The sequence below is a fragment of the Bradyrhizobium sp. USDA 326 genome, assembly GCF_049739485.1.
Taxonomy (GTDB): domain Bacteria; phylum Pseudomonadota; class Alphaproteobacteria; order Rhizobiales; family Xanthobacteraceae; genus Bradyrhizobium.
In genome coordinates this window covers 1,887,849-1,909,847 of sequence record NZ_JBMGQA010000001.1, presented here as the reverse complement: position 1 = coordinate 1,909,847, position 21,999 = coordinate 1,887,849, and the positions used below count along the sequence as shown (strand labels likewise).

Here is a 21,999-nt window from a genome sequence, read left to right as displayed (position 1 = left end):
CTGAGGCCCTCGCCGGAACGGCATCTGCCGAGGGTTGACGCAGCTTCCCCGCCGCGCCATTGAGCAGGGGGACCCGGTGCGCCGATCCGCCCCCAAAATACCAGCCAGAAGCCAAGCGAAACATGCCCGTTCGCCTCGACCGCAGCAGCGCCGATTTTGACCAGCGATTCGCCGCCTTCCTTGCCGCCAAGCGCGAGGCTTCGGCCGATGTCGAGGCCGCCGCGCGCGTGATCGTCGACGACGTAGCCAGGCGTGGCGATGCCGCCCTGCTCGAAGCCACGGCCAAGTTCGACCGGCTGACGCTGGACGCATCCTCCTTGCGCGTCTCCGCCGCGGAGATCGAAGCCGCCGAGAAGGCCTGCGATGCCGCGACGCTGGATGCACTCAAGCTCGCGCGGGACCGTATCGAGACTTATCATCGCCGTCAGCTTCCCAAGGACGAGCGCTTCACTGATCCGCTCGGCGTCGAGCTCGGCTGGCGCTACACCGCGATCGAATCCGCCGGCCTCTACGTGCCCGGCGGCACCGCGGCCTATCCCTCCTCGGTGCTGATGAATGCAGTGCCTGCGAAAGTCGCCGGCGTTTCGCGCCTGGTGATGGTGGTGCCTTCGCCGGACGGCAGGCTCAATCCGCTGGTGCTGGCGGCCGCGCATCTTGGTGGCGTCACCGAGATCTACCGTGTCGGCGGCGCGCAGGCCGTCGCCGCGCTCGCGCACGGCACGGCGACGATCGCGCCGGTCGCAAAGATTGTCGGCCCCGGCAACGCCTATGTCGCCGCCGCAAAGCGGCTGGTGTTCGGCAAGGTCGGTATCGACATGATCGCCGGCCCCTCGGAGGTGCTGGTGATAGCCGACGATACCGGCAATGCCGACTGGATCGCCGCCGACTTGCTGGCGCAGGCCGAGCACGATGCCAGCGCGCAGTCGATCCTGATCACCGATTCCGCTCGCCTTGCCGCCGATGTGGAAAAGGCGGTCGAGGCGCAGTTGAAGACGCTGCCGCGCGCCGCGATCGCAGGCAGCTCCTGGGCCGATTTCGGCGCCATCATCATGGTGAAGACTCTTGCCGACGCGATCCCGCTCGCGGACGCCATCGCTGCCGAGCATCTCGAGATCATGACCACAGATCCCGACGCGCTCGCCGCAAAGATCCGCAACGCCGGCGCGGTGTTCCTTGGCCCCCATACGCCCGAGGCGATCGGCGACTATGTCGGCGGCTCCAATCACGTGCTGCCGACGGCGCGCTCGGCACGGTTTTCCTCGGGGCTCTCGGTGCACGACTTCATGAAACGCACCTCGATCCTGAAATGCGGACCCGATCAATTGCGTGCGCTGGGTCCGGCCGCGATGACGCTGGGCAAAGCGGAGGGGCTGGACGCCCATTCGCGTTCGATTGGATTGCGCCTCAATCTGTCATGACAAAGCCGCCCGAACAGGACGACTCGGCCAATCGCATCGTCGCGGTCACGCTCGACGAGGAGTCGATCGGCCGTTCCGGGCCGGATATCGAGCATGAGCGGGCGATCGCGATCTACGACCTGATCGAGCAGAATTTGTTCGCGCCCGAGGGGGCGGAGGGGAAGGGCCCGTTCACGCTACATATCGGCATCACCGGCAACCGGCTGATGTTCGACATCCGCCGCGAGGACGGCACGCCTGTCGTCGCGCACCTGCTGTCGCTGACGCCGTTCCGGCGGATCGTGAAGGACTATTTCATGATCTGCGACAGCTACTACCAGGCGATTCGCACCGCGACCCCCGACAAGATCGAGGCCATCGACATGGGCCGCCGCGGCATCCATGACGAGGGATCGCGCACGCTCCAGGAGCGGCTGAAGGGAAAGGTGCGGGTCGATTTCGAGACCTCGCGCCGGCTGTTCACCCTCATTACCGTCCTGCACTGGAAGGGTTAGGGCATGGCCCGGAAAAGTGTGCAGCGGTTTTCCGACAAGGCCATGCCCTCTATCAAAAGAGGTTGAGCGCGATGGCGGGTCCGCCACGCGCACGCGATCCGCAATCGGTGCTGTTCGCCTGTGCGATGAACAGCGTCCGGTCGCCGATGGCCGAGAACCTGTTGCTGCATATGTTTCCGCAGGGCCTCTATGTGAAGTCGGCCGGCACCAGGAAGGGCGAGCTCGATCCGTTCGCAGTCTCCGTGATGGCCGAGCTCGGCCAGGACATCTCGGCCCACAAGCCGCAGACCTTCGAGGAGTTGGAGGACTGGGAGGGGCTGAATTTCGACCTCATCATCACGCTCTCGCCCGAGGCGCATCACAAGGCGCTGGAGCTGACGCGGACACTCGCGGCCGAGGTCGAATACTGGCCGACGCAGGATCCCACCACCATCGAAGGCAGCCGCGACCAGAAGCTCGCTGCCTACCGCGAGGTCTGCGATCAGCTCCTGATGCGCATCCGCCGGCGCTTCGCCAAGTCGGGCGCGGCGAGCGGCTAGCATTCGGTGTTCGTAACACCGTCGTCACAGGATGCAGGCACAGCCATGTCGAGAGGCTCGAATCACCAAACCTCCGGTTCCCGGTTGTGAAATCAGCCCCCTTCCGATAGGTTCCGCGCGCAATTCACCCCCCGCTTCATCCCGCAAATCACCTGATGCTCGGCCGCCCCAAATTCGTACTTGCCTCCGGTTCGCCGCGCCGCCTGTCGCTGCTCAACCAGGCCGGCATCGAGCCGGACACCCTCCGGCCGGCCGACGTCGACGAGACGCCGAAGCGGGGCGAGCTGCCGCGCGCCTGCGCCAACCGCCTTGCCCGTGCCAAGGCGGATGCGGCGCTGAAATCGGTGCAGCTCGACGACGAGCTGCGCGGCGCCTTCATTCTCGCCGCCGACACCGTGGTGGCGGTCGGTCGGCGCATCCTGCCCAAGGCCAATCTGGTGGATGAGGCCGCGCAATGCCTGCGGCTGCTGTCGGGCCGCAACCACCGCGTCTACACCGCGATCTGCCTGGTCACGCCGCGCGAGGCGTTCCGCCAGCGCCTGGTCGAGACCCGCGTGCGCTTCAAGCGTCTCTCGGAGGAGGACATCCAGGCCTATATCGGCTCCGGCGAATGGCGGGGCAAAGCCGGCGGCTATGCCGTGCAGGGCATCGCCGGCTCCTTCGTGGTGAAGATGGTGGGGTCCTACACCAACGTCGTCGGTCTGCCGCTGTACGAGACCACGACGCTGCTCGGCGGCGAAGGTTTTCCGATCCGCTTCGGCTGGCTCAACACCACGTCCGTGTGAGCGCCGATAAAAATCACGAAAACAACCCCATGCACAGTAGAATGGCCCGGCCGGGTCCCGGCGGCGGCGCATGCGCCGTTGCTGGCAGGAACCCCTTTGCCGACAGGCGCTTGAACTCCCTCACCCCGTGTAAGCCGCGCATTCCCATGGACGACCAGATCGAAAAGCGAGCCGGCCCCCTCAAGACCTGCCCGATCTGCGGCAAGCCGCAGGCGCAGCCCACCCGCCCGTTCTGCTCCTCGCGCTGCCGCGACGTCGACCTGAACCGCTGGCTGAAGGGCTCCTACGTCATCCCCGGCCGCGACGACGAAGTGGATGACGTTGAATAATCAAGTAATTTCAATTCGATGACCGGATGATCGCTTCATCCCGCGCCCGCCGCGGCAAGGCCGGTCCGGCTTGTACACAGCCGGGCCGCGCCCGGCGAAGCCTCTTGGCGAAGCCGGGTGGACAGGCCGCCCCGAGCCCACTATAAACCGCCCGCTCGATGGGCTTTGGCCCCTCTCTTGGAGCACGCCCAGGTAGCTCAGTTGGTAGAGCATGCGACTGAAAATCGCAGTGTCGGTGGTTCGATTCCGCCCCTGGGCACCATTTCCCTGACATTCCCGAGATGCGGCTGCTGCTGAGCCACCACCCTCGCTCGCTATACGAGCCCGGCTGCCGCTGCTATGATCCCCGCCATTGGTAAACGGCAGCTCGCCACCAACTCTTCTGCGATGCCGGCCTTTTGATCGGACCTCGATCCCGCTCGCGCCTTGTCGCATTGCCTCGACACCAACGCTGAACAAATTCGTCGACGGCTGCCGCGTCCCCGCTCACATCAGGAGATGTGCCATGGCTGCATCGGACTGGCGTCTCGAAGGCGAATGGATGAAGAACTGCACCTGCGCGTTTGGCTGCCCCTGCGATTTCAACGCACGGCCGACCCAAGGCTATTGCAAGGGAATGGTCGCCATGCGGATCGCCAAGGGACATTTCGAAGGGACCAGGCTCGATGGTCTCTGCTTTGCGATCACGGTCGATTTCCCTGGCCCGCTGCATGAGGGCAACGGGACAATCCAGCCCATCATCGACGAACGCGCCACGGGGGAGCAGCGACAGGCATTGTTCGATATCTTTTCCGGCAAGCATTCGGCCGAAGGCACGCTTTTCCAGATCGTCAGCATGATCGTAACCAAGATCCACGATCCGGTGTTTGTGCCGTTCGAGTTCTCCTTCGACAAAGACGGACGCGTTGCAAGACTCGTCGCCAAGGGCGTGCTCGAGACCGATGTCGAGCCGATCAAGAACCCGGTGACCGGTGATCCGCACCGCATCCAGGTGGTCATGCCCGAGGGGTTCGAACATCGGGCGGCCGAGGTCGCATCCGCCAACATCCGCTCGACCGGCGCGATCCCGTTCGAGACCCGCGGTACGCATAGCTCGCTCGCCAATGTCGTGCAGACGCCCGACGGCGTTGCGGCATGATGCGGCGCTGACACCGGCACAAGATCTCGGTGTCAGTTCCTCATCGCTACGGACAAGTCGATGCAGGAGCGCTCGATACTGGAACATCTGCTCCACCGCGATCGCTTGATCGTCGCGATCGGGACCGCCGCCGTGGCGGCGCTCGCCTGGGCCTATCTCGCGGGCGGCGCCGGCATGGACACCGACATGATGGCCGAGATGCCGAACATGGCGCCGATGCCGTGGACGCTGCGCTCTGCCGCGCTGCTGTTCGCGATGTGGTGGGTGATGATGATCGCGATGATGGCGCCGAGCGCGGGGCCCACCGTCCTCTTGTACGCGGCGATCAGGCACAAGCACGAGACTGCATCTCGCGCGGCAATCGATGCCTGGATCTTTCTCGCCGGATACCTCGTGACATGGGCCGGGTTCAGTCTCGCTGCCGTCCTGGCACAATGGGCACTTGAACGCCTTGGCCTCCTGTCGATGGCGATGGCAAGCACCAGCGCGGTTCTGGGCGGCGTCATCTTGCTAGCCGCGGGGCTCTACCAGTTCACGCCGCTCAAGCGCGCCTGCCTGCGGTACTGCGAGAGCCCGCTGTTGTTTCTCAGCGGGCATTGGCGGCCCGGCACGCGCGGGGCATTCCGCATGGGGCTGCGCCACGGCAGCTACTGCGTCGGCTGCTGTTGGTTTCTGATGGCCTTGCTGTTTGTCGGCGGCGTGATGAACCTGGTCTGGATCATCGGCCTCATGCTCTATGTCGCCGGCGAGAAGCTGCTGCCGTTCGGCCGAAGATTGAGCTATGCGGCAGGTGCGATCCTCATCCTGTCCGGGGCGATCGTTATTGCGCGCGCGGTGTGAGGCCCGATACCGCGAGCGCTGCTGAAGCGCGATGAGACGGGGATGAATCGTCGTCGCGCTTTGGATGCTTGTTTGAGGATGATCCTTTCGGAAAATTGCTGCGCACTTTCTCCGGATCATGCTCCAAGATACTGCACCCTTGCAGAAGGGCGTCGCCGCGCCCTGAAACGCATCAGCTTTGACGGGCAAATATCAACTGCCCCACGTCGATCTTTCCGGCCCTGAACCCCGCCTCGCAGTAGCACAGATAATATTCCCACAGCCGGCGGAAGGGCTCGTCGAACCCGAGCGAGGTCAGGTCGCTCCATGCCCTGCCGAAGTTCTCGCGCCAGAGTGCGATCGTCTTCGCATAGTCCTGTCCAAACACGCGCTCGCGAATGACAGGCACCTCGAAGCGTTCGCCGAGCGAGCGCAGGATGTTCGTCGAGGGGAGCATCCCTCCCGGAAAGATGTACCTCTGGATGAAGTCCACGCGCTGCCGATAGCTGTCAAAGAGCTCGTCGCGGACAGTGATGGCCTGGATGCCTGCTAGACCGCCCGGCTTGAGCCGCCGGTTCAGCTGATTGAAGTAGGCTGGCCAGAATTGCTCGCCGACGGCCTCGATCATCTCGATTGAGACGATGCGGTCGAAATGACCTTCCTGGTCGCGATAATCCTGCAACCGGACCTGGACCTTTTCGGCGAGCCCGGCTTCGTGGATTCGTCGACGGGCAAATTCGTGCTGCTCCTTGCTGATGGTCAGGGCCACCACGCTCGCGCCGTAAGTCTTCGCGGCAAACTCGGCAAAGCCGCCCCAACCGCACCCGATCTCGAGCACGCTCTGACCGGGCTGCAATTCGATGGCTTTCGCCAGTTGTTCGTATTTGTGATGTTGAGCAGCGGGCAGGTCGGCTGTCTCGGCCGGGAACAGAGCCGACGAGTAGGTCATGCTCGAATCGAGCCACGCAGCGAAGAACTCGTTTCCGAGATCGTAATGCGAATGGATGTTGTGCCTCGACCCCTGTCTTGTGTTCCGGCGCAGTCGATGAAGCACCCGCCGGCAGAACCGGACCAGCATGTTCCCGGCAAAGGCACTGTCGACCAGCTCTTCGTTGAGACAGAACACGTAGAGAAGCTGGGTGAGATCGGGCGTGGTCCAATCGCCTCGAATGTAAGCCTCGGCCATGCCGATGTCGCCACCCATGACGAGGCTGCGCGCGAACCGGTAATTGTTGAGTTCTATCGTGGCCGAAGGACCCGGAAGCCGACCGCGCAACGCGACGGTTCTCTGGTCGGGAAGGCGCACATGAACCGTGCCGTACCTGATCTGCGATGCAAGGCGCAGTGCCAGTCGGGCAAGGAATGGGACACCATCGAATTGAGCGGCCTGACGCGTGGCTGCGAGGTCCATGGTTCAAATCTCGCGTTGTTTCAAACGGCGCACGTACGGAGCACCTTTCAGCCAAAGCCGCATCGCTTCCCAGTGGATGGCTGCGATCACCTTGAAAGTCAGGAAGGGCAGACCGAACAGCGTCGCCAATAGCGAGGGGCTGGTCAGAGGGTGGCGCCGTCCGCGGAACGCTGCCGCAAACATCGCGCCCTGCTCGCTTGCCTGCAGGATTCTGACCTTCACATCTTGCTCGGGCGGAGAAATGCTGAAGCGGTAATGCGTCTCCATCTCCATGAAAGGTGAAACGTAAAACTCCTTCGCCTGGCTTTGTCGTATTGTACAGCCTGGTCGCGCATCTTGCACGGGCAGGATGTAGGAATGCATCTCTCCGAAGGTGTTGCGGACCTCGTAGATCATCAGCGCGAGATCGCCGGCCGCGCCATAGCAGAAATAGACCGAAAGCGGGTTGAACACGTAGCCCAGAACCCGGGGATAACAGAGAAGGAGAATGCGGCCTCCGGAGAGATCGATGCCGCGCTCCGCTGCCAGTCCTCGGACGTACCGGCCGAGGCACGGGCTCTTGCCTTCACCGTGATCGCGCTCGTGGAAGCTGAAAAGTGCTGCTCGATTGACGCCAAACAGCCTGGACTGACGGTCTGCTTCGTTCAACCGGTCGAGATCGATCAGCAGGCTCATCACGCGATAGCTGAACCTGTGCTGCACGGGCCGCCATCGCGCGTGCATCACTTTTCCGCAGTAGAGCGCGGCGGGCGCTATCGCATTATCCGCTTTCGCCGGGTTCGTTCGGACCATCGTGCTACTCGGCTGCTTGGACCAGCAAGGGGGCCGACTGACGCCATGAAACTTCGCCGCCGAGCGCCTCGGCAACGGAGATGCCTGACTGTAAGCCATCCTCGTGAAAGCCGTAGCCGGTCCAGGCGCCGCAGAACCACGTCCGGCGGCGCCCCTGAATTGCCGGGAGCCGTCGCTGTGCCGCGAACGCTGCCAGGTCGTATTGCGGATGGGCGAAGCTGAATTTTCCAAACGTCAGATGGGCCGCCGGCTCGAAGGGCGGGTTGAGACTGACGAACAATGGCCTGCTTTCGTCTATGCCCTGCAGTCGGTTCATCCAATAGGTCACCGCGACGTCGCTCTGGACGGGTGTTTGTCGTGGCCATTGCAGGAAGTTCCAGGATGCCCATGCCTGGCGGCGCTTGGGCATGAGATTGCGATCACGGTGCAGATAGACGGTGTTCGGGGCATACCTGATCGCGCCGAGAATGGACCGCTCCTGGGCGTCGGCATCCGGCAGCGCCGCCAAGGTCTGATCGCTGTGGCAGGCCATCACAACGCCGTCGTAAGTCTCCACACCGCCATGACTGTCGCGGACCGTCACGCCATGCTCCGCTCTGTTGACCGACGTCACGGCGCAGCCTAGCCGAATGTTGTCCTTGAACATAGCGGTGAGCTTGTCGACATAGCGCCGGCTGCCACCCTCTACGGTACGCCAGCGCGGCCGGTCCAGGTGCAGCAGCCGGTGGTTGTCGAAGAAGGCGACAAAGTTTTCCGCAGGAAAGGACAGAATGTCGGCCGACGAGGACGACCAGATGGCCGCCCCCATCGGTCCGAGATAATCGGAGAATAAGCGAGGCCCGAACGATTCCTTGCGCATATACTCGCCCAGCGTCAGGTTGTGCAGCCGGCCGGCGCGCAAGTCCGCCGCGCTCTGCCTGTTGAATCGCAGGACCTCAGCCAGCATGCGAAGATAGGATGGCGATGAGAGGTTGCGCGGTTGTGCAAACAGGCCGCAAACAGTCTGCAGAAAGGTCTCGCCGCCACCCCGCCATTCGAACCGGCCATGATCGGCGGACATGGCGAAGCTCATGCACGTCTCGACGGTCCTCGCGCCCAGCCGCTCGAATAGCGCCGTCAATTGCGGATAATTCGCCTCGTTGAACACGATGAAGCCGACATCGACGTCAACGGCCTCGCCATCGTAGTCGACGCGAACGGTGTGGCTATGTCCGCCCGGGCGCAGCTCGCGCTCGTACACCGTCACCGCATGGCGTTTCGACAGGAGCCACGCGGCGGCATTGCCGGCAATTCCCGTCCCGATCACGGCCAAACGCATCCTCTGTCGCCCCCACTGGATACCGTCACTACGGTACTTGAAACGGTCACTGTGCGAGGAAACGTTCGGCGAGATGGCGCGGATCACCCTTCGGATCATCGGCCGACCCGCGGCCGAACGCGAAACCGGCTCCTGCAGCCGACGTATCGAGGAGAGGTTAATTCTGGTGACGCATGGTTTTTGTGCATATTCAGGCCATAGTCGGCATTGCGCTGGCCCTTTGCCTCTTGATGGGACTGGCCTGGGTCGTTCAGCAGCGCACGGGAAACTCCGGATGGGTCGATGCGATCTGGTCCTACGCGACCGGCCTCGTCGGCGCGGTCGCCGCCCTGTGGCCCCTCGACGCTGGCACGCCGTCACGCCGAGTGCTCGTCGCAGGGCTCGCGTTGCTTTGGTCGGTGCGACTTGGAACGCACATTGCGCGCCGCGCCGCGGCGGGCATCGACGATCCGCGCTACGCGAACTATGCGCGGCAGTGGGGGGCGGCGGCCCCTCGCCGGATGTTCCTGTTCCTGCAATCGCAGGCGCTGGTCTCGGTGCCGCTGCCGTTCGCCATCTTCCTCGCAGCCCACGCCCCCGAGCCTGGATTGCGGCCTCAGGACTATGCCGGAGTCGTCATCATTTTGGTGGCTGTCGCTGGTGAAGCATTGGCGGACCAGCAATTGCGCCGGTTCAAGCTCTCCTCGTCCAATGCCAGTCTCGTCTGCGATGTCGGACTTTGGCGATGGTCGCGTCATCCAAACTATTTCTTCGAATGGCTGGGGTGGCTGGCTTACCCCGTCATCGCGCTCTCGCCCGGATACGCCTGGGGGTGGGCCAGCCTGGCGGCGCCGGCGATCATGTACTGGATACTCGTGCATGTGACGGGGATACCCCCGCTCGAGGAGCAGATGCTGCAATCGCGCGGCGACCGCTATCGGGAGTATCAGGCGCGTACCAGTGCATTCTTCCCGTGGCCGCCGAAACGCGCACATTGATGGCCGGTGGTTGTTGACTGCACGCAAGCGGGCGCGAGTGTGCGGATATGATCCGGCGTGGCTCGCCGGTCGTTAATCCGGTGCCGGGTTCGACAAGCCGGGCAGATGCAATCGGACGGGAACGCGGACATGAATCTTCTCTTCACCTATCTTTCGGTGGCCTTGACCTTCGTTGCAATCGACATGGTCTGGCTCAAGATCATGGTCGAACGGCTTTACCGGCCGGTGCTGGGCGACATGTTGCGCGGCGAGCCCAATCTGGCGGCCGCTGCAGCATTTTACTTGCTGTATCCCATCGGTTTGATCTGGTTCGCGGTGCTGCCCGCGCAGCAAGACGGGAGTGCGCTACGCGCTTTCACGTCCGGCCTGATGCTCGGCTGCTTCAGCTATGCGACCTATGATCTCACCAATCAGGCGACCCTTCGGAATTGGTCGACCGGGCTGACTCTTGCGGACGTTTGCTGGGGATCGTTTCTCGCCGGTGTCAGTGCCTGGATCGGATTCATCGTCGCTCGAAAACTGGTACACTGAGCCGAGAACAAGCGTGCCAGGCTGAGTTAGATATCTCTTCGCCGTCCGATCAGGTCGAACGTCTCCCTGATTTCCGCGATCCTGCCGGACAAGGATCGGAATGCGCTTTGAGCCTGCAGCTTCGTATCTTCGTCGAGCAAGAGGCTCGCGAGGTCGACGAGTTGATCGCTCATGCGCTCCATGGCGGCAAGCAGCTGATCGAGGCTGGCTCCGGGATCGTCGGCTCCGACACGATCGACATCGATCGACAGCGCTTCGAGCCGTGCGATCGAAGAGACGAGCCGGTCCCCGCACTCTTGCTTGGGAAACGCGATGATCTCTGCGGTCATGCGTGGTCTCCGGCTTCAGGCCGCCGCCGATGCCGCAATGCAATCCTTGCGCACCGCCAGAATGGTTCGATGTAGCCAGGTCTTGATGGTCCCGACCGGCACACCGAAGCGCCGTGACAGGCTGGCGCGGCTCTCGCCTTCGAGATAAGCGAGAGCCAACAGCCTGCGGCGATCTTCCGGTAAACGAGCCAATGCTCCGCGCGCAATCGGTTCGGCACTGGCGTAGTCGAAATCCTCGATCGAAGACGGGCCGGCTCCTGCCGGAACCAAAAGCGCTTCGTCCAGTTCGTAGGTTGGCTGCCTTCTGGCCCGGTGATGATCAATTGCGGCATTCCGGACGACCGCGGACATCCAGGCCATCGCCGGGGCGCGTCCGGCATCGAACCGGTCAGCGTTGCGCCAGATCTTCAGAAAGGCTTCCTGGAGGATATCGTCGACGTCGTGAGGCGAGGCTCCAACGGCCAGCGCTATCCTGCGCAGCCGATCTCGTGTCAGCGTATGGAGCTCTGCGAAGGCACGTGTCTCGCCTGCGGAAACGCGCGCCAATAGCTCAGGCAGCCTCTCGCTCGGCACCTGACTCGCCAGACTTGAACCGGCCATGTCCGTGTCTCCCTTGCGTTTGTTTCGAAACGCTCCGGGCGCATGTCTGGATCACCCCCGGGAGAAGGACTTGAGAAAATCAAAGTCGCACGAACGGCCCGATCAGTCGGCCGAGAAAGCCGTTCATGCGCAGGTCGCCGGTCATTGCGACCAGGCAGACACACGGGCCTTCGTCGCCAACGACGGGACGATGCTCGATCTCATCATCACCGTAATCAAAATCACCAGGACCAAAGCGTCCGCCCTCGTGACTGAAGCTGCCCTCGAGGACGAGGGTCAGTTCGGTGCCGGTGTGCGTGTGTTCAAGCATGCGCGAGCCTGGTGCGGACCGAAGCAGAAAGGCGCGCGCCTTGCCCGAACCGGAAAGCTCGATTGGCCGCATGCTCAGGCCCGGCGCGATGCGCCGGCGCTTGCCGATGCGATATTTTCGCAGTGCCGGCGGAAGATCATGGTCGGTGGCGGACGCGAGAGGGGGCGCCGCTTCATCTTCCGGAGAGTTGTCAATTCGCGACATCACACGGTCGAACGCATCCGGCGCGATCGGCACCGGCTCGAAATCCTCTAGCGTTGCTCCCGCAAGCTGCTCTATGGCTTGCACAAAGCGGGCGCACCGCGTGCAACCTGCCACATGCACTCCTACAACCAGCTGATGAGCCTCTTCCAGCTTGCCGGCCGCGAAATCAGCCAGAAGATCTTCGGGCGGATGGTGGCTGATCGTCATGCTTCTTCGTCCAATATGTCTCTCAACCGGTTCATCGCCAGCCTGATCCGCGACTTGACCGTTCCGAGCGGAATACCGAGCAGGCTCGCGATTTCAGGGTGCGTCCTCTCCTCGATGAACGACAGCCTCACCACCATGGATTGCTCTGTCGAGAGCTGCTTGATGGCCGCCTCGATCCGTGCGGCGTCTTGCACTCGCGAAATGGCGGCATCGGCCGGTTCGGCCGGATCCGGTGCGTCGGGCAGCTCGGAATCGGCCCGCAGACGGTCTGCCCGCGCTCTGCGACGGAATAAATCGATCCGCAGATTGCGCGCGATCGTGAATATCCAGGCCGCTGCGCCCGCTGTCGCAGGATCGAAAAGGCTCGCCTTCCGCCACACCGCAATCATGGCGTTCTGGGCGATCTCTTCCGCCTCGTCGGAGCTGCAACCGGCTCTCTGCATCAGCCCCTTGATACGGGGCGCGAAATGCTCGAATAGCCGCTTGAAAGCGGCCCGGTCACCGTGAGAGGCAACGCGTCCGATCAAATCAGCCCAGTCCACCTTTGCCTTCGGCCCTTTGCTCGCACCAATGAAAAGCCGCACCTTACCCCTCCGGGGCACGCCAGCTTCAGCTCGGATTGGCACATCTATAGCCCGGATAGCAGCGATCATAGCGCCTCGACAAGCGATCTCCGTGGCTGAGAACGAGCGGGAACAGGCCCCAGATCACCGTGAAATGCTCAATTGCTGGTTCCGATTGGTTCCGATGCGCATGCCCTGCACCCGCCCATCCTGGCACTCCGCTTGCTCAGTCAGGAGCCAAGCCAAGGTCTCGGCGAGAGGCCGTTTCAGGTTGAGGCAAGTGATGCAGAAAATGTCCCGTTCTGGTGCTCCCGGTGAACTCCGGCTCGATGCATTGATCGCTGATTTGTGGTGGCGCGTTCGGCTCCTGAACACCGACATCCTCGAGGAAGAAGCTCGGGCCAGGGTATCCGACGTGAACCAATCGACCTATCCGCTGCTCGCGCTCAACCTGCGCACACGACGCGATAACCTGGTGTCGACGATCGGCGTGCTCGAGCAGCGCGCGAGATCGATATCGGAAGCGGCTTGAGAGCAGTCTGCGGACCGGCGGCCGCGCTCCGTCGCAGGCCGCCGGCGCACGGAATGCAACGAGCGTCGTCGCATGGCTCGAATGCCTCCGGCGCTTGTCGGGGCATGAGTTGAATTCACGCCACGCCTGGCTGTGATATTGCTGGCCCCTGCAATCCCGCGAGGCCTCCATGCTCCCCATTCCCGTCGATATCTTCACCGAGCCCGAGGACGTCTCGCCAGACGGCCTTGCCAATCTTGGCCCGCTGCGGCGGCTCGCCGGCACCTGGCAGGCGGACAAGGGCATCGACATCAATCCGAAGGCGGAAGGGCCGGAGCGGCGAATCTTCATCGAGCGCATCCGCATGGACCCGATCGACCCCCAGGCCAACGGCCCGCAGCTGCTGTACGGTCTGCGCTATCACATCCACATCGACACGCCCGAGGAAGACATCACTTTTCACGACCAGGTCGGCTACTGGCTTTGGGAGCCCGCGACCGGGCTGATCATGCAGACGCTGGCGATCCCGCGCGGGCAGGTGCTGCTGGCGTCGGGCAAGGCCGGGCCGGATGACAGGACAATCACGGTCACGGCCAAACGCGGCGACACCGCTTACGGGATCTGCTCGACCGACTTCCTGGAACAGGCCTTCCGCACCGATGCCTACCGCTGCGACATCACCTTCAACGATGACGGCAGCTGGACCTATCTGATCCAGACCGAGTTGTTCGTGCGCGGCGCGCCGTTCAATCATCGCGACACCAACACGCTCCAGCTCGTCGCGCCGCCAAAGCTCAATCCCCTGGCGCTGATCGTCAACGACCGCGCCAAGGAGAATGCAGCAGCCGCCGGTGGATCCGCGGCCTGAGCGCTACCCGGAGAATTGCATGAAGCCGTATGTCATCTGTCTGATGCACTCCAGCCTCGACGGCCGCACGCATCCCAGCCGCTGGCGCCCGAAGGAGGCGGGCACGGATTGGTTCGAGAAGATCCATGACGAGCTCGGCGGCGATGCCTGGGTGATCGGCCGCGTCACCGGGGCGGAGTTCGCCAAGGGCAAGCCCTATCCCACGACGGAGGCAACATTCTCGCGCGAGAACTGGTTCGCGCGGCGCGATGCGAAAACCTATGGCGTCGTGCTCGATGCACAGGGGAAGATCGGCTGGGGACGCTCGGACATCGGCGGCGACCCGATCATGGTCGTGCTGACCGAGCGTGTGCCGGATTCGCATCTCGCCGGCCTTCGCGGCGAGGGCGTGTCCTACATCTTTGCCGGCAAAGCCGAGATCGACCTGGCGCTGACGCTGGACATCCTCGACCGCGAGCTGGGCGTGAAGCGTCTGCTGGTGGAGGGCGGCGGCGTCGCCAACGGCGCGTTCCTGCGCGCCGGCCTCATCGACGAGTTCAATCTGATCCTCAGCCCGGCAATCGACGGCGCAAAAGGCGCACCCTTCGTGTTCGACTCGACAGAGGCGGACAGCGACCGGCGTGCGCCGATCACCGCGTTGACGCTGGAGAGCATGCGCGAGCTCGGCGGCGGCGTCCTGCTGCTGCGATATCTGATCAAGAACGACCCTCAAGCCGCGAGCCGGTAAAGCGCGGCCATGTCCGATTTATCCGAGCACATCGTCATTGTCGGCGCCGGGGCGGCCGGCCTGATGGCGGCACGCGAGCTGGCGCGTGCCGGCCGGAAGGTGATGATCCTGGAGGCACGCCAGCGCTGCGGCGGCCGTATCCATCCGCTGCCGGCTTCGGAATTCGGCTATCCCGCCGATGGCGGCGCTGAATTCGTTCATGGCGAAGCGCCGGTCACGCGCGCGCTGCTCCGCGAAGCCGGGCTATCCCTTCAGGAGATCGAGGGCGAGCAGTGGAGCTTTGATGGGACGAAGCTTTCGCGCGAAGGGCGCGACGATCCCCATGATGCGGAGCTTCAAGCCACGCTACGGGGCTTGAAGGACGATCTCACGGTCGCCGACTTCCTGCGCCGGCATTTTGCCGGCGACGATTATGCGCCGATGCGCCATTCGATCGAGCGGATGGTCGAGGGCTATGATGCGGCCGACCCTGAGCGCGCGTCCACGCTGGCGCTGCGCGCGGAATGGATGGATGGCGGGCACGCTCCGCAGGCGCGCATCGACGGCGGATACGGCGCCATGATCGATGTGCTGGCGGCCGACTGCCGCAGGCACGGCGCGACCATCCGCCTCGGCTGCGTCGTGTCGGCAATCACGGAGGAGGCCGGCGCGGTGACCGTTCGCTGCGCCGGCGGCGATGTGCACGCCTGCGATCGCGTGATCCTCACCGTGCCGCTGCCGCTGCTGCGCGAGATCGCATTGCCGGCGGAGGCGCGCGCGAAGCTTGCTGCTGCCGACGACATCGGCTTCGGTAATGTCATCAAGATCCTGCTGCGCTTCGCACGGCCATGGTGGCGCGAGCGCAAGGAAGATCTCGCGGACATGACCTTCCTCTTGTCCGACCAGGCGATCCCGGTGTGGTGGACGCGTTATCCGGACCAGCATTCCGTGCTCACGGGCTGGTTCGGCGGCCCGCGCACGGCGGAGCTGGAAAGCCTCGATCCGCAAGATCTCGTCGATGCCGGGCTCGGTTCGCTCGCCGCCATCTTCGGCCTGCCGCGCGACGACATCGCGCGCGAGCTCGTGGCGGCGGCTGCGGCCAACTGGGCGCATGATCGCTTCGCCCGCGGCGCCTATTCGTGGGCGACGCCGCGGACGCGCGAGGCGCAAGCAACCCTCGCACGTGCGGACGGGCGCGTGCTGTTTTCCGGCGAAGCACTCTATCGCGGCCGTGATATGGGGACAGTCGAGGCGGCGCTCGCGAGTGGCCTCGAGACGGCGGAGATAATCTTGCGCGGACAACAAATCTTGCGCGGATAACAAGAAAGGCCCGCATCTCTGCGGGCCTTTTGTCTTACCAGCGTCCGCCGCCGAAGCTGAACGTCACGCCGGGACGGCCGCCGTAATAGCCGTACGGTCCGCCGCCATAATAGCCGTGGTGCCGCGGGTAGTAGCCGTAGCTTCTGTAGTAGGGCCGGTAATGGCCGTGATGATGCCGCCAATGATGATGGTGACCGTGCCAGCGATGGTGCCTGCGGTGCGCGCTGATGTCGGTGGACTGGCTTTCCTGAGCGGTCTGCTTGGCGCTTGCGCTGCCCGCCGCGTTGACCGCCGATCCGCCGGCAAACGCCGCAGCACCGAGGGCAATCGCGGCAATGAGATACTTCATGTCGTCACTCCAGTTGAACATCGTGTGACAACACATGGATGCCGACTGCGTTCCAGCCAGTGCGGGCGTCGAAACGACGCAGCGTGCGATGTGCGAGGTCACACGAGTGATCGTGCGCCGTGAGATGTATTGTCGCATCACCGGCGCTCATCGGGCCGCCGCCATCACTTCGCCGCGAATGACGCGATCGCCTCGTCTGCAGTGACGATGCGGGCGAATTCGCCGTTGAGGTTCGACAGCGTCATTGCGTGGATCTGTTCGGCGGAATGCGCCTCGCCGTCGGGCCCGATGCGGTCGAATGTCCAGGTCGCATCGCGCACCAGGCACGCATCGAAGCCGAGATTTCCAGCCATCCGCTTCGTCGTCTCGACGCAATGATTTATCGTGGCGCCGCAGATGACGAGCGTGGCGATGTTGCTTGCGCGCAGACGCGTCTCGAGGTCCGTGCCGATGAAGGCGCTGTTGACGCGCTTGACGATCACCGGCTCGTGGTCCTGCTCGCGCGCCTCGTCCTTGACTGCGTAGCCGGAACGCGATGGCAGAAACGACGAATTCGGCCTCGTGCCTTCGTGGCGAATGTGGAAGATCGGCGCGCGGTTCGTCCTGAAGGCCTTCAGCAGATCGACGATGCGCGCCACCGCATCCGGATTGTTGCGCCGCTTGCCCGCCGCCTCCCATTCGTCGAATGCCCGCTGGACGTCGATGACGATGAGGGCGGGGAGGGAGGCGGTCATGATCGGAGCTCTCGTGCGGGCCGTTGAAGCGAATATGCGAGCCGGTCAGGGAAGCGCAATGCCAATCTTCCCTCGTTTCGCGACAGTTTCCGTGCCCCGGACGCAGCGCAGCGCTACGCGCTGCATCGCGCAGGACATCGGAACGGCTACGCGGGTTGCGGGAATTCTGTCTATGGATGCGGATCGGGAAAGCCGTGCCGCTCGGAGAGCGCGGCGAGGATCGCGTCCTTGTCGGCGATGAAGGCGCGGCCATGATCGCTGCCGGTCTGGTGCGGCGAAGTCGCCCCAGTCGCGAGCACGAGCAGCGGCAGCGATTGGTTCTCCTCGCCGACCAGCGCGATCACCGCTTGCCGCGGTCGTGGCCAGGGGATCCGCTCGACATCGAGCTTCTCGGCGAGCGCCGGAAACGAGGCCAGCACGCCCTCGATCAGCGCGCAATGCCAGCAATAGAATCGGCGTCCCGGAAAGGTCGGGTCCTCGAAGCCGGGACGCAGCAGAAACAGGCGGTCGCGGGTCATGGGTCGCTCCGAAGCATGGCCGCCTTGCTGAGGATCAAGGCGGCACAGTCTGGCCGGCCTACTTTCGAGGCCCCAAATGGTTGGGGGATCGAGAAGGTTAAGAAAGAACGCCATGCCGGGGTCGAACAGTCAACCGCAGTCGCTCGCTGACGTAACGACACTGCCGGAGCTCTTGCGCTGGCGCGTCCGTGCGACGCCGACGGCGGAGGCCTATCGTCATTTTGACGGCGCTGCCGGAGGCTGGGTCAGCCAGTCCTGGCAGGAAATCGATGCGGAATTCGAACGCTGGCGGCGGGCACTGGCTGCGGAGGGTTTTGCGGCCGGCGAGCGCGTCGCCATCCTGATGCCGAACGGCATTCCGCATGTCGCGATGGACCAGGCGGCGCTGTCGCGTGGGCTCGTGCCGGTGCCGATGCATGCCGTCGACAACCCCGACAGCATCGCCTACATCCTCGCCGATTCCGGTGCGCTGCTGCTGTTCGTGGATACGTTGTCGCGCTGGCAGGCGATCACCTCCACTGGCCAGCCGCTCGACCGTCTCAAGCGCATCGTTTGCGCGGATGCGGCGGGGTTTAGTGCTGCCGATGCCCGTATCGTCGCGCTCGATCGCTGGCTTGCGGAGCCCCGCAGCGCCAGCGCTCCGCTGGCTGACGTCACGGTCGAGCCGGGCGATCTTGCCGCCATCGTCTACACTTCGGGCACGACGGGCCGGCCCAAGGGCGTGATGCTGTCGCATGGCAACATCGTCGCCAACGTGAAGGCCGTCGCGCGGCGCATCGCGGCCGTGCCGAACGACGTCTTCTTGTCCTTTCTGCCGCTCTCGCACACCTTCGAGCGTACCGGTGGCTACTATTATCCGATCGCGGCGGGGGCCTGCGTCGCCTATGCGCGCTCGGTGTCGCAGCTCGGGGAAGACCTGAAAATCATACGGCCGACGGTGCTGGTCTCGGTGCCACGCATCTATGAGCGCATCTACGCCCTGATCATGCAACATCGTGCGGCGGCCGGCGGCGCAGAACGCACGCTGCTCGATCTCGCGCTTGCCGTCGGAGGCCGGCGCTTCGATGCGCGGCACGGTCGCGGCTCGCAGGCGCTGTTCGACCGACTCGCCTGGCCGCTCCTGAAGCGTTTCGTCGCCGACAAGGTGCTGGCCCAGTTCGGCGGACGCCTGCGCGTTGCGGTCTCCGGCGGCGCTCCGATTGCCGAGCCGGTCATCCGCCTGTTTCTCTCGCTCGGGCTCGACGTCCTTCAGGGCTACGGCATGACCGAGACCTCGCCGGTCGTTTCCGTCAATACGCCCGACGACAACGATCCGACCTCCGTCGGCCGCGTCTTGGACGGTATAGAGGTCAGGCTCGGCGAGCTCGACGAGCTGCTCGTGCGCGGGCCGAGCGTGATGCTCGGCTACTGGCACAAGCCGGAGGAGACGCGCAGGGTCAAGCAGGCCGACGGCTGGCTGCACACAGGCGATCAGGCCCGCATCGAGAACGGGCGCATCACCATCACCGGCCGCATCAAGGACATCCTGGTCACGTCGACCGGCGAGAAGATCGCGCCGGTGGATCTGGAGACCGCGATCCTCGCCGATCCCCTGTTCGAGCAGGCACTGGTGATCGGCGAACAGCGGCCGTTCCTCGCCGCGTTGGTCGTGCTGAATGCAAAAGCCTGGGTGCAGGAGAAAGAAAGGCTCGCGGCGAGCGGCAAGCAAGGCGCCGCGGCCGAACGGGCCGCGCTGCTGGCCAGAATAGCGGCCGCGGTGAAGGCCTATCCGTCCTACGCGACGCCGCGCGCGGTATGGTGGACGCTGGATCCGTGGACCATTGCCGGCGGCCTGCTCACGCCGACGCTGAAGAACAAGCGCCCCGCGCTCGAGCGCCGCTTCGCCGCCGAGATCGAGCAGATCTACGCCAGGAAGCCGGTGGCGATAACGTCGACGTGATTTCGCCTCCAGCCTCCCTTGATCCAGCGCAACTTCGGCCGCCGCCGCCCGATGCAATGTGGCCGCGACATTCGAAATGCAATCGAGGCAGGTCATGAAGGCGTATTTCATCGGCGGTGGCATTGGATCGCTCGCGGGCGCGGCGTTCCTCGTTCGCGACGCGCAGCTGCCGGGGCGCGACATCGTGATCTATGAGGCGCAGCCGCTGGTCGGCGGCAGCCTCGACGGCGCGCAGCTCGCGAACGGCGCCTATTCGCTGCGCGGCGGACGCATGCTCACCACCGACCATTACGAATGCACCTGGGATCTGCTTTCGAGCATTCCCTCGCTCGAACATCCCGGCCTCAGCGTGCGCGACGAGACGATCGCCTTCAATGAAGCGAACCCGGCGCATTCCCGCGCGCGGCTGGTCGACCGCAACCGCTTCAAGGTGGACGTCTCGCACATGGGCTTCTCCGCGCGCGACCGGATCGAGCTGCTGCGGCTCACCGAAGCTTCGGAGGAGACGCTCGGCAATAGCCGCATCACCGACTGGCTGTCGCCCGGATTCTTCGAGTCCAATTTCTGGTACATGTGGCAGACCACCTTCGCCTTCCAGCCCTGGCACAGCGCGGTCGAGCTGAAGCGCTATCTGCACCGCTTCATGAGCGAGTTTCCGCGCATCGAGACGCTCGGCGGCGTCAAGCGCACCGTCTACAATCAGTATGACGCGATCGTGCGGCCGCTCTCCGACTGGCTCAAGCGCCAGGGCGTGCAGTTCGTTCGCGGCACGCGCGTCACCGACATTGCGTTCGAGGCCGAAGGCGCGCGCTTGCGCGTGCGCCAGCTCACGCTCGATCGCGACAGCCGAACCGCCAATGTCCGGGTCGAGGACGGCGATCTCGTCTTCTTCCAGAACGGCTCGATGACGGACGCCTCGAGCCTGGGCACGATGACCGAGCCGCCGCCGCGCCTGACCAAGGCCGACAGTCAGGGCTGGGCCCTGTGGGAGACGATCGCGAAAGGACGTCCCGAATTCGGCAATCCGTCCGCGTTCAACAGCTCGATCCCCGAATCCTATTGGCTGTCCTTCACCGTCACCTGCCGCGATCCACGATTCTTCGACCGGATGGAGGCGTTCTCCGGCAACAGGGCCGGCACCGGCGGCCTCGTCACGTTCAAGGATTCCAACTGGCTGATGTCGGTCGTGCTCTATCACCAGCCTCATTTCACGGGCCAGCCGAAGAACGTGCAGGTGTTCTGGGGCTATGCGCTGCATCCCGACCGCATCGGCAATTTCGTTGCAAAGCCGATGTCTGATTGCGGCGGCGCCGACATCCTGAAGGAGCTCTGCGGTCACCTGAACTTCGATCCCGCCGTGTTCGAGGATGCGATCTGCATTCCCTGCCGCATGCCCTACATCACCAGCATGTTCATGCCGCGCAACGCCACCGACCGGCCGCTGCCGGTGCCCGAAAACTCCGTGAATCTCGCCTTCGTCAGCCAGTTCGTCGAGATCCCTGAGGACGTCGTGTTCACTGTCGAATATTCGGTGCGTGCGGCACAGATGGCGGTCTATGGGCTCATGAAGATCGATCGCCCGGTGCCGCCGGTGACGCGGCACGACAAGTCGCTCGCCGTGATCTTCGCGACGCTGGAAAAGGCGTTCACGTGATGGCTACTTGAACGGGTCCTGGATCGACGGCGTCGACTGGCGGATACGACGCACGCTGACCGGCGTGCCGTCGGAGACGAACAAGAGCTCGTATTTGCGGCCCTCGTTGTCGGTCGCCGAGCAGGTGACGTCGTTCACCTTCCTGGCGGCGAAATTGCCGGTCTGGCGACAGACGCCGGTCGAGGTCTGCTCGGCCGGCACCGGCAGGCCATCGACCCGGGGGCGGTGCTTGGAATTGAGCAGCATGCGGTCGATCGGCAGCTCGTAGGAATTGTCGTCGGCGCGCTTGCCGTTCTCGCCCGAGAACGACACGACGTGGTTCGCATCGGCGGGATCATCGACCGCGACCGCGAAATTGACCCGGCCCTTGTCGCCGTGCGCGTAGGCCACCGTCTTGCAAGCATAGGTGCGCCCCGCGACCTTGAACGTCTTGCAGTGGCCGGAGATCAGCGCCAGGAGATCGATAAAGGCGTTCTGCTGCGGCTGCGGATTGTTGACCGGAACGGGTCGGGAAGTCTCGGCAAAACAAGGACTTGCCAAGGCCGTGATCAGGGCGGCGAGGACCGGTCGGCAGAGGCGCATCGTCGGGCTCGTGTGCCAGCGGGCCGTGGCGGCGGAATAGGCCCGTCCGACAAC

The 21,999-nt window shown here is 64.2% G+C and carries 26 protein-coding genes and 1 tRNA gene; 16 read left to right on the top strand and 11 right to left on the bottom strand.

Features of this window, described 5'->3' with window-relative positions; all coding sequences use genetic code 11:
- Positions 1-122: 122 nt before the first annotated feature.
- The 8 genes from hisD to ABIG06_RS09120 all read left to right on the top strand — a co-directional run bounded on the left by hisD (position 123) and on the right by ABIG06_RS09120 (position 5,543).
- Positions 123-1,418 (top strand): histidinol dehydrogenase, encoded by a 1,296-nt coding sequence (hisD, locus tag ABIG06_RS09155; protein ID WP_370135750.1) that lies wholly within the window; start codon positions 123-125, stop codon positions 1,416-1,418.
- Positions 1,415-1,912, top strand: coding sequence for a UPF0262 family protein (locus tag ABIG06_RS09150; RefSeq protein WP_124159439.1), 498 nt, complete (start codon positions 1,415-1,417; stop codon positions 1,910-1,912). Before hisD ends, ABIG06_RS09150 begins: the two co-directional genes overlap by 4 nt.
- A gap of 71 nt (positions 1,913-1,983) precedes the next feature.
- Positions 1,984-2,451, top strand: a complete 468-nt coding sequence (locus tag ABIG06_RS09145; protein ID WP_370135747.1) for a low molecular weight phosphatase family protein — start codon at positions 1,984-1,986, stop codon at positions 2,449-2,451.
- A gap of 155 nt (positions 2,452-2,606) precedes the next feature.
- Entirely contained in the window at positions 2,607-3,236 is a 630-nt protein-coding gene (locus ABIG06_RS09140) for a Maf-like protein (protein ID WP_124159437.1), read from the top strand.
- A 146-nt stretch (positions 3,237-3,382) separates the two neighbouring features.
- A complete protein-coding gene (gene yacG, locus ABIG06_RS09135; RefSeq protein WP_124159436.1) occupies positions 3,383-3,565 on the top strand; it encodes a DNA gyrase inhibitor YacG in 183 nt (60 codons plus the stop codon).
- Positions 3,566-3,751: 186 nt separating this feature from the next.
- Positions 3,752-3,827, top strand: a tRNA-Phe gene (locus ABIG06_RS09130).
- Between the two features lie 243 nt (positions 3,828-4,070).
- Positions 4,071-4,703, top strand: a complete 633-nt coding sequence (locus tag ABIG06_RS09125; protein ID WP_370135744.1) for a DUF1326 domain-containing protein — start codon at positions 4,071-4,073, stop codon at positions 4,701-4,703.
- Between the two features lie 60 nt (positions 4,704-4,763).
- Entirely contained in the window at positions 4,764-5,543 is a 780-nt protein-coding gene (locus ABIG06_RS09120; protein WP_370135741.1) for a DUF2182 domain-containing protein, read from the top strand.
- Between the two features lie 172 nt (positions 5,544-5,715).
- Here ABIG06_RS09120 and ABIG06_RS09115 read toward each other — a convergent pair whose 3' ends face one another.
- From ABIG06_RS09115 to ABIG06_RS09105, 3 genes are read right to left on the bottom strand one after another with little or no spacing between them, the layout of a single operon-like run.
- Positions 5,716-6,933 carry an SAM-dependent methyltransferase gene (locus tag ABIG06_RS09115; protein WP_124159433.1) on the bottom strand — a complete coding sequence of 406 codons (1,218 nt, stop codon included), beginning with the start codon at positions 6,931-6,933 and terminating at the stop codon, positions 5,716-5,718.
- Positions 6,934-6,936: 3 nt separating this feature from the next.
- Entirely contained in the window at positions 6,937-7,725 is a 789-nt protein-coding gene (locus ABIG06_RS09110) for a DUF1365 domain-containing protein (RefSeq protein ID WP_370135738.1), read from the bottom strand.
- Positions 7,726-7,729: 4 nt separating this feature from the next.
- Positions 7,730-9,043 carry an NAD(P)/FAD-dependent oxidoreductase gene (locus ABIG06_RS09105; protein WP_124159488.1) on the bottom strand — a complete coding sequence of 438 codons (1,314 nt, stop codon included), beginning with the start codon at positions 9,041-9,043 and terminating at the stop codon, positions 7,730-7,732.
- Between the two features lie 173 nt (positions 9,044-9,216).
- Between ABIG06_RS09105 and ABIG06_RS09100 the strand changes: the two genes are divergently transcribed.
- Positions 9,217-10,020, top strand: coding sequence for a DUF1295 domain-containing protein (locus ABIG06_RS09100; RefSeq protein ID WP_370135736.1), 804 nt, complete (start codon positions 9,217-9,219; stop codon positions 10,018-10,020).
- Positions 10,021-10,149: 129 nt separating this feature from the next.
- Complete coding sequence (locus ABIG06_RS09095; protein ID WP_124159430.1) at positions 10,150-10,551, top strand: DUF2177 family protein; 402 nt, start codon at positions 10,150-10,152, stop codon at positions 10,549-10,551.
- Positions 10,552-10,577: 26 nt separating this feature from the next.
- On the opposite strand, the gene ABIG06_RS09090 is transcribed toward ABIG06_RS09095, so the two are convergent.
- The 4 genes from ABIG06_RS09090 to ABIG06_RS09075 all read right to left on the bottom strand — a co-directional run bounded on the left by ABIG06_RS09090 (position 10,578) and on the right by ABIG06_RS09075 (position 12,743).
- A complete protein-coding gene (locus ABIG06_RS09090) occupies positions 10,578-10,880 on the bottom strand; it encodes a hypothetical protein (protein WP_370135734.1) in 303 nt (100 codons plus the stop codon).
- Between the two features lie 15 nt (positions 10,881-10,895).
- A complete protein-coding gene (locus ABIG06_RS09085; protein WP_370135731.1) occupies positions 10,896-11,480 on the bottom strand; it encodes an RNA polymerase sigma factor in 585 nt (194 codons plus the stop codon).
- 79 nt (positions 11,481-11,559) lie between these two features.
- Entirely contained in the window at positions 11,560-12,201 is a 642-nt protein-coding gene (locus tag ABIG06_RS09080; RefSeq protein ID WP_370135728.1) for a ChrR family anti-sigma-E factor, read from the bottom strand.
- Positions 12,198-12,743, bottom strand: coding sequence for a sigma-70 family RNA polymerase sigma factor (locus ABIG06_RS09075; RefSeq protein ID WP_124159487.1), 546 nt, complete (start codon positions 12,741-12,743; stop codon positions 12,198-12,200). The genes ABIG06_RS09080 and ABIG06_RS09075 overlap by 4 nt, the downstream gene beginning before the upstream one ends.
- Positions 12,744-13,047: 304 nt before the next feature.
- Between ABIG06_RS09075 and ABIG06_RS09070 the strand changes: the two genes are divergently transcribed.
- From ABIG06_RS09070 to ABIG06_RS09055, 4 genes are all read left to right on the top strand, one after another.
- The gene (locus ABIG06_RS09070) at positions 13,048-13,296 is read left to right on the top strand and encodes a hypothetical protein (protein ID WP_370135727.1); all 249 of its coding nucleotides are present in this window, start codon (positions 13,048-13,050) and stop codon (positions 13,294-13,296) included.
- Positions 13,297-13,465: 169 nt separating this feature from the next.
- Positions 13,466-14,143 (top strand): FABP family protein, encoded by a 678-nt coding sequence (locus ABIG06_RS09065; RefSeq protein WP_370135725.1) that lies wholly within the window; start codon positions 13,466-13,468, stop codon positions 14,141-14,143.
- A 19-nt stretch (positions 14,144-14,162) separates the two neighbouring features.
- A complete protein-coding gene (locus ABIG06_RS09060; RefSeq protein WP_370135722.1) occupies positions 14,163-14,870 on the top strand; it encodes a RibD family protein in 708 nt (235 codons plus the stop codon).
- A 9-nt stretch (positions 14,871-14,879) separates the two neighbouring features.
- On the top strand, positions 14,880-16,169 hold the full coding sequence (locus tag ABIG06_RS09055; protein ID WP_370135720.1) for a flavin monoamine oxidase family protein: 1,290 nt from the start codon (positions 14,880-14,882) through the stop codon (positions 16,167-16,169).
- 34 nt (positions 16,170-16,203) lie between these two features.
- Here the strand turns inward: ABIG06_RS09055 and ABIG06_RS09050 are convergent, their stop codons facing one another.
- From ABIG06_RS09050 to ABIG06_RS09040, 3 genes are all read right to left on the bottom strand, one after another.
- Positions 16,204-16,518 (bottom strand): hypothetical protein, encoded by a 315-nt coding sequence (locus ABIG06_RS09050; RefSeq protein ID WP_370135718.1) that lies wholly within the window; start codon positions 16,516-16,518, stop codon positions 16,204-16,206.
- A gap of 164 nt (positions 16,519-16,682) precedes the next feature.
- Entirely contained in the window at positions 16,683-17,252 is a 570-nt protein-coding gene (locus tag ABIG06_RS09045) for a cysteine hydrolase family protein (RefSeq protein ID WP_370135715.1), read from the bottom strand.
- A 170-nt stretch (positions 17,253-17,422) separates the two neighbouring features.
- Positions 17,423-17,770 (bottom strand): DUF3088 domain-containing protein, encoded by a 348-nt coding sequence (locus ABIG06_RS09040; RefSeq protein ID WP_124159422.1) that lies wholly within the window; start codon positions 17,768-17,770, stop codon positions 17,423-17,425.
- 112 nt (positions 17,771-17,882) lie between these two features.
- Between ABIG06_RS09040 and ABIG06_RS09035 the strand changes: the two genes are divergently transcribed.
- Both ABIG06_RS09035 and ABIG06_RS09030 read left to right on the top strand, forming a co-directional pair.
- Complete coding sequence (locus ABIG06_RS09035; RefSeq protein ID WP_370135713.1) at positions 17,883-19,709, top strand: AMP-dependent synthetase/ligase; 1,827 nt, start codon at positions 17,883-17,885, stop codon at positions 19,707-19,709.
- A 94-nt stretch (positions 19,710-19,803) separates the two neighbouring features.
- Complete coding sequence (locus ABIG06_RS09030; protein ID WP_370135711.1) at positions 19,804-21,363, top strand: oleate hydratase; 1,560 nt, start codon at positions 19,804-19,806, stop codon at positions 21,361-21,363.
- Between the two features lie 3 nt (positions 21,364-21,366).
- Here ABIG06_RS09030 and ABIG06_RS09025 read toward each other — a convergent pair whose 3' ends face one another.
- Complete coding sequence (locus tag ABIG06_RS09025) at positions 21,367-21,945, bottom strand: hypothetical protein (RefSeq protein ID WP_370135709.1); 579 nt, start codon at positions 21,943-21,945, stop codon at positions 21,367-21,369.
- Between the last annotated feature and the right edge of the window lie 54 nt (positions 21,946-21,999).

Coding starts and splice junctions, on each gene's coding strand:
- ABIG06_RS09115 (WP_124159433.1), bottom strand. CDS start 6,933: ATGGACCTCGCAGCCACGCGTCAGGCCGCTCAATTCGATGGTGTCCCA.
- ABIG06_RS09140 (WP_124159437.1), top strand. CDS start 2,607: ATGCTCGGCCGCCCCAAATTCGTACTTGCCTCCGGTTCGCCGCGCCGC.
- ABIG06_RS09080 (WP_370135728.1), bottom strand. CDS start 12,201: ATGACGATCAGCCACCATCCGCCCGAAGATCTTCTGGCTGATTTCGCG.
- ABIG06_RS09090 (WP_370135734.1), bottom strand. CDS start 10,880: ATGACCGCAGAGATCATCGCGTTTCCCAAGCAAGAGTGCGGGGACCGG.
- ABIG06_RS09100 (WP_370135736.1), top strand. CDS start 9,217: ATGGTTTTTGTGCATATTCAGGCCATAGTCGGCATTGCGCTGGCCCTT.
- ABIG06_RS09125 (WP_370135744.1), top strand. CDS start 4,071: ATGGCTGCATCGGACTGGCGTCTCGAAGGCGAATGGATGAAGAACTGC.
- ABIG06_RS09040 (WP_124159422.1), bottom strand. CDS start 17,770: ATGACCCGCGACCGCCTGTTTCTGCTGCGTCCCGGCTTCGAGGACCCG.
- ABIG06_RS09045 (WP_370135715.1), bottom strand. CDS start 17,252: ATGACCGCCTCCCTCCCCGCCCTCATCGTCATCGACGTCCAGCGGGCA.
- ABIG06_RS09095 (WP_124159430.1), top strand. CDS start 10,150: ATGAATCTTCTCTTCACCTATCTTTCGGTGGCCTTGACCTTCGTTGCA.
- ABIG06_RS09120 (WP_370135741.1), top strand. CDS start 4,764: ATGCAGGAGCGCTCGATACTGGAACATCTGCTCCACCGCGATCGCTTG.
- ABIG06_RS09065 (WP_370135725.1), top strand. CDS start 13,466: ATGCTCCCCATTCCCGTCGATATCTTCACCGAGCCCGAGGACGTCTCG.
- ABIG06_RS09085 (WP_370135731.1), bottom strand. CDS start 11,480: ATGGCCGGTTCAAGTCTGGCGAGTCAGGTGCCGAGCGAGAGGCTGCCT.
- yacG (WP_124159436.1), top strand. CDS start 3,383: ATGGACGACCAGATCGAAAAGCGAGCCGGCCCCCTCAAGACCTGCCCG.
- ABIG06_RS09110 (WP_370135738.1), bottom strand. CDS start 7,725: ATGGTCCGAACGAACCCGGCGAAAGCGGATAATGCGATAGCGCCCGCC.
- ABIG06_RS09150 (WP_124159439.1), top strand. CDS start 1,415: ATGACAAAGCCGCCCGAACAGGACGACTCGGCCAATCGCATCGTCGCG.
- ABIG06_RS09070 (WP_370135727.1), top strand. CDS start 13,048: ATGCAGAAAATGTCCCGTTCTGGTGCTCCCGGTGAACTCCGGCTCGAT.
- ABIG06_RS09030 (WP_370135711.1), top strand. CDS start 19,804: ATGAAGGCGTATTTCATCGGCGGTGGCATTGGATCGCTCGCGGGCGCG.
- ABIG06_RS09055 (WP_370135720.1), top strand. CDS start 14,880: ATGTCCGATTTATCCGAGCACATCGTCATTGTCGGCGCCGGGGCGGCC.
- ABIG06_RS09145 (WP_370135747.1), top strand. CDS start 1,984: ATGGCGGGTCCGCCACGCGCACGCGATCCGCAATCGGTGCTGTTCGCC.
- hisD (WP_370135750.1), top strand. CDS start 123: ATGCCCGTTCGCCTCGACCGCAGCAGCGCCGATTTTGACCAGCGATTC.
- ABIG06_RS09105 (WP_124159488.1), bottom strand. CDS start 9,043: ATGCGTTTGGCCGTGATCGGGACGGGAATTGCCGGCAATGCCGCCGCG.
- ABIG06_RS09035 (WP_370135713.1), top strand. CDS start 17,883: ATGCCGGGGTCGAACAGTCAACCGCAGTCGCTCGCTGACGTAACGACA.
- ABIG06_RS09060 (WP_370135722.1), top strand. CDS start 14,163: ATGAAGCCGTATGTCATCTGTCTGATGCACTCCAGCCTCGACGGCCGC.
- ABIG06_RS09050 (WP_370135718.1), bottom strand. CDS start 16,518: ATGAAGTATCTCATTGCCGCGATTGCCCTCGGTGCTGCGGCGTTTGCC.
- ABIG06_RS09025 (WP_370135709.1), bottom strand. CDS start 21,945: ATGCGCCTCTGCCGACCGGTCCTCGCCGCCCTGATCACGGCCTTGGCA.